At 63.3% G+C, this 3,239-nt stretch carries 6 protein-coding genes; 2 read left to right on the forward strand and 4 right to left on the reverse strand.

All coding sequences use genetic code 11. The features are described 5' to 3' along the window. A partial coding sequence (locus tag O7A61_RS31630; RefSeq protein WP_337133089.1) for an ABC transporter permease occupies positions 1 to 655 on the forward strand: 655 nt, incomplete at its 5' end. A 98-nt stretch (positions 656 to 753) separates the two neighbouring features. On the opposite strand, the gene O7A61_RS31635 is transcribed toward O7A61_RS31630, so the two are convergent. Beyond that, positions 754 to 1,116 carry a hypothetical protein gene (locus O7A61_RS31635; protein ID WP_337133090.1) on the reverse strand — a complete coding sequence of 121 codons (363 nt, stop codon included), beginning with the start codon at positions 1,114 to 1,116 and terminating at the stop codon, positions 754 to 756. A 182-nt stretch (positions 1,117 to 1,298) separates the two neighbouring features. Here O7A61_RS31635 and O7A61_RS31640 point away from each other — a divergent pair, with 182 nt between their 5' ends. Continuing rightward, a complete protein-coding gene (locus O7A61_RS31640) occupies positions 1,299 to 1,601 on the forward strand; it encodes a hypothetical protein (protein ID WP_337133091.1) in 303 nt (100 codons plus the stop codon). Between the two features lie 22 nt (positions 1,602 to 1,623). Here O7A61_RS31640 and O7A61_RS31645 read toward each other — a convergent pair whose 3' ends face one another. From O7A61_RS31645 to O7A61_RS31655, 3 genes are all read right to left on the reverse strand, one after another. Beyond that, positions 1,624 to 1,935 (reverse strand): type II toxin-antitoxin system RelE/ParE family toxin, encoded by a 312-nt coding sequence (locus O7A61_RS31645; RefSeq protein ID WP_337133092.1) that lies wholly within the window; start codon positions 1,933 to 1,935, stop codon positions 1,624 to 1,626. Continuing rightward, positions 1,932 to 2,222 carry a ribbon-helix-helix domain-containing protein gene (locus O7A61_RS31650; protein WP_337133093.1) on the reverse strand — a complete coding sequence of 97 codons (291 nt, stop codon included), beginning with the start codon at positions 2,220 to 2,222 and terminating at the stop codon, positions 1,932 to 1,934. The genes O7A61_RS31645 and O7A61_RS31650 overlap by 4 nt, the downstream gene beginning before the upstream one ends. 94 nt (positions 2,223 to 2,316) lie before the next feature. Next, positions 2,317 to 3,012 carry an XRE family transcriptional regulator gene (locus O7A61_RS31655; protein WP_027144203.1) on the reverse strand — a complete coding sequence of 232 codons (696 nt, stop codon included), beginning with the start codon at positions 3,010 to 3,012 and terminating at the stop codon, positions 2,317 to 2,319. Between the last annotated feature and the right edge of the window lie 227 nt (positions 3,013 to 3,239).

The following is a 3,239-nucleotide window of genomic DNA, read 5'->3' on the forward strand; positions in this document are numbered from 1 at the left end:
GATGGTCAGCGCCTTGTCCGGCGGCGTGCAGGGGTTCGCGATCACAAGGCTGAAAGTGCCGCCCTTCGTCGTCACGCTGGGCGGGCTGACGGTGTTCCGCGGGCTGACGCTGACCATCTCCAATGGCGGTCCGATCTCCGGCTTCGACGCCTCGATGCGCTGGTTCGGCACCGGCCTGATCGGCCCGGTGCCGGTGCCGGCGCTGATCTTCGCCACCGCCGCTATCCTGTGCCACATCGTGCTGCGCTACACCCGCTACGGCCGTGCCGTCTATGCCGTTGGCGGCAATGCCGAAGCGGCACGACTGTCGGGCCTGCGCGTCGACCGCATTCTGGTCTCTGTCTATGTCATCGTCGGCTTCTTCGCCGGGCTCGCCGCCTTCGTGCTGTCGGCGAGGCTGAATTCTTCGGAAGCGGTCGCCGGCATCGGCTACGAGCTGACGGTGATCTCCGCCGTCGTCATCGGCGGCACCTCGCTGTTCGGCGGCATCGGCTCGGTCGGCGGCACGGTGGTGGGTGCGGCGCTGATCGGCGTGCTGCAGAACGGGCTGCAGTTCAACAACGTCTCTTCCTACACGCAAAGCATCGTCATCGGGCTCATCCTGATCCTGGCGGTGGCGTTCGACCGGTGGCTGAAATCACGGGTGAGGCGGTGAGGGGAGTTTTTTCCTTCTCCCACAAGGAAGGGATCACCGGCTGCCGCGTTGCTTGCAAAACGTCCTCGCCTGAAACCCGCACACGGCGCTGTCGAGCCTCACGCCGCCTGCCTTGCCCACAAACCATGGCCGTAGCGGCGGAAGAAACGGGCTATGAGAAGCTGCTGCCTTGCCCTGGCAAGATCGGGCAGGCGCCGTTCCTGGCGCCAGCGCGGCATATTTCGCCAGCCGGCGATGAACCCGATCGCATCCTCCACGGCTTCGTGCGCCGATAGCGCCGGGCCGATCGCGGCCAGGAACAGAAGTTCCGATTGTTTCAATTCGTCGATGACAGCCTTGCGCCTGAAATGATCCAGGCGGGCCTGCGCGATGCCGTTGCGGCGGATCGCCTCGAAGGCTTCGAGCAAAGCGGGACTGTCGCCGGTGTAACCGCAGGCGTGGGCGAAATCGGCGGCATCCATTCTTGCTCCCGGATCTGGCGCGCGCAATTCCGCGCCGACTCACATTTGCAAGCTGAATATAAGCATATCTCAAGCTGACATAAAAGAAGGACTTTTGGAGGAGTTTTGGAAACTGCGACTCGACTCCTGCTTCAAAACACGGGAATATGTGAACAAATCACGAACAAACGGACGGAGGAACGATGGCGTTGCCGGGCAGGGAAGCAGTGATCGCGCAGGTCGCCTCGCTGTCGGTCGAGTGCGCCGATTGCGGCCGCAACAGGTGGTGGCGACCCGATCAGTTGAAGCGCTTCGGGGTGAATGGGAACACGCCGCTGGCCGCGCTGTCGGGTCGCATCGTCTGCTCGGCCTGCCGTGCCGACGGGCTGCCGGGTACCGCGGTCTCGATCCAGGCCGCGTTCATCGACGAGCGCCAGCGCGTGCGCTCGGAAGCGCGGATGCTGAGCGATCGCGAAGCGCCCCTGGCAGGCTCGAGGCGGGCTTGAGAGGCGCTGGCTGGCAAAGTCGTCAGGAAACGTCGTCTTCGTCGAGGAGGACAACGTCTCGCCCGCTATGAAAGACTCGCAAGATCGTCACGGTCTTGTCCTTGACGCTGAATGCTATCGTGGCCCGCCGGCGATAGCCCACAGTCCGCAGGCCCGGTCTAATGTCATCGTGGAGTGTGCCGCGCTCAGGAAAAATGTCAAATTCCGCACAATAGTCGATCAGGCGATCGATATAGATTCGCGCAATCCGCTCGCCTGCCTGGGGCACCAGATAGGACAGCAAATCCGCCAGATCGTTCTCCGCGGCCTTGCTGAAGACAACCCTGTACGTCATGCTTTGCGGGAGGGTTTGCCCACTAGCTCGTCAATGCGCCCGTGCAGCCGCGCACGCACTTCCTCGAGAGGCGCAACGAGTGAAGGATCCTTCTGGAGTGCGTCCATCGTCGGTGCAACCTCTTCTCGCAACCAGCGATCGACCGCAGCGTCACGCGCGGCGAGAGTTCTCAGGCCATCGCGGATAACTTCGCTTTCGGTTGCGTATTCTCCTGATGAAACCTTGTCCTTCACCATCCGCGCCATCTCGAGCGGCAAGGTGATAGTCAAGGGCTGGGTACTGCGCATGTTGTTTCCTGAAGCGGATTTTGGCGTGTGACTTAATCATACACTTTTTCGCGAACTGCCGCTAGGGGGCTGGCGGCTTGGCACATGGCGAGCCTCAATACCCCAGCAGTTCCTTCAGCGGGATGACGCGCCAGACTTGCTTGATGGCGTAGCGGTTGAAGGTCAGCGTCTTGGGCGGATTGTATTGTTCAACCACCAGCTCGCCCGCCGTGCGCCGGACCAGTTTCTTGATGAAGGCCTTGCCGTTCTTCTCGTTCTCTTCCGGAAAGGTCTCGATCACCACATGGTCGCCCGGCACCGCGTCGCGGCCGCCGCAATAGATCATGTCGCCGGGCTCGTAGCGCGGCACCATGGAATCCGAGAGCACATGCAGCGCGAACACTTTCGGCAGGTTGCGGACCCCTGGCGGACGCTGGACGTATCCCGCAGGCTCGCCGTTGAAGGTGAAGTCGCCGTCATCGCCGCCGACGGCGGCGCCGAGCACCGGAATATCCATGGCTCCGGCCGGCAGGGGGCCGGCATCGGTGACGATCTCGGCGTCCGCCACCGGGCCGGCATCGTCGAGGAAAACGACCTCGCCCTTGCCGAGCGCCACGGGGTCGACGCGCAGGAAGGCGGCGGTCTTCAACAGGTTCTCGGTCTTGGGCAGGTTGCGCCCGGTTTCCCAGTTGCCGACGGCGGCGACATCGGTGTCGTTGTGCTCGGCGATGTGGCGCATGACCAGGCCGCGCTGCTTGCGTGCCTGGCGGATCGCGGCCCCGACCCTGATCGAAAGTTGCGTTTTCACCATGGCCTCATGTGACCAACAAGCCCTGCTTTCGTCCATGAAAGAATGGCTTGCATCAATGTTTGAGTTATGCTTATATCACCTCATGCAAAAGCTCAACCCCCTCAGAGTCGACAGCGCCTCCAGCCCGGCCTTGCCGGGCTGCCCTTTCTCTTCCGCCCCGGCCGCCTCCTCCCCGGCCGGGGCGCAGCGCGAAGCCGACCGCCCTGGTGCATCTGCCCCGCGCCCGG

This window comes from Mesorhizobium sp. Cs1321R2N1 (assembly GCF_037179725.1).
GTDB lineage: Bacteria > Pseudomonadota > Alphaproteobacteria > Rhizobiales > Rhizobiaceae > Mesorhizobium > Mesorhizobium salmacidum.

What these genes read in the sequence shown, in the direction of transcription:
- O7A61_RS31635 (WP_337133090.1), bottom strand. Translation starts at nt 1,116, where the DNA reads ATGGATGCCGCCGATTTCGCCCACGCCTGCGGTTACACCGGCGACAGT.
- O7A61_RS31655 (WP_027144203.1), bottom strand. Translation starts at nt 3,012, where the DNA reads ATGGTGAAAACGCAACTTTCGATCAGGGTCGGGGCCGCGATCCGCCAG.
- O7A61_RS31650 (WP_337133093.1), bottom strand. Translation starts at nt 2,222, where the DNA reads ATGCGCAGTACCCAGCCCTTGACTATCACCTTGCCGCTCGAGATGGCG.
- O7A61_RS31645 (WP_337133092.1), bottom strand. Translation starts at nt 1,935, where the DNA reads ATGACGTACAGGGTTGTCTTCAGCAAGGCCGCGGAGAACGATCTGGCG.
- O7A61_RS31640 (WP_337133091.1), top strand. Translation starts at nt 1,299, where the DNA reads ATGGCGTTGCCGGGCAGGGAAGCAGTGATCGCGCAGGTCGCCTCGCTG.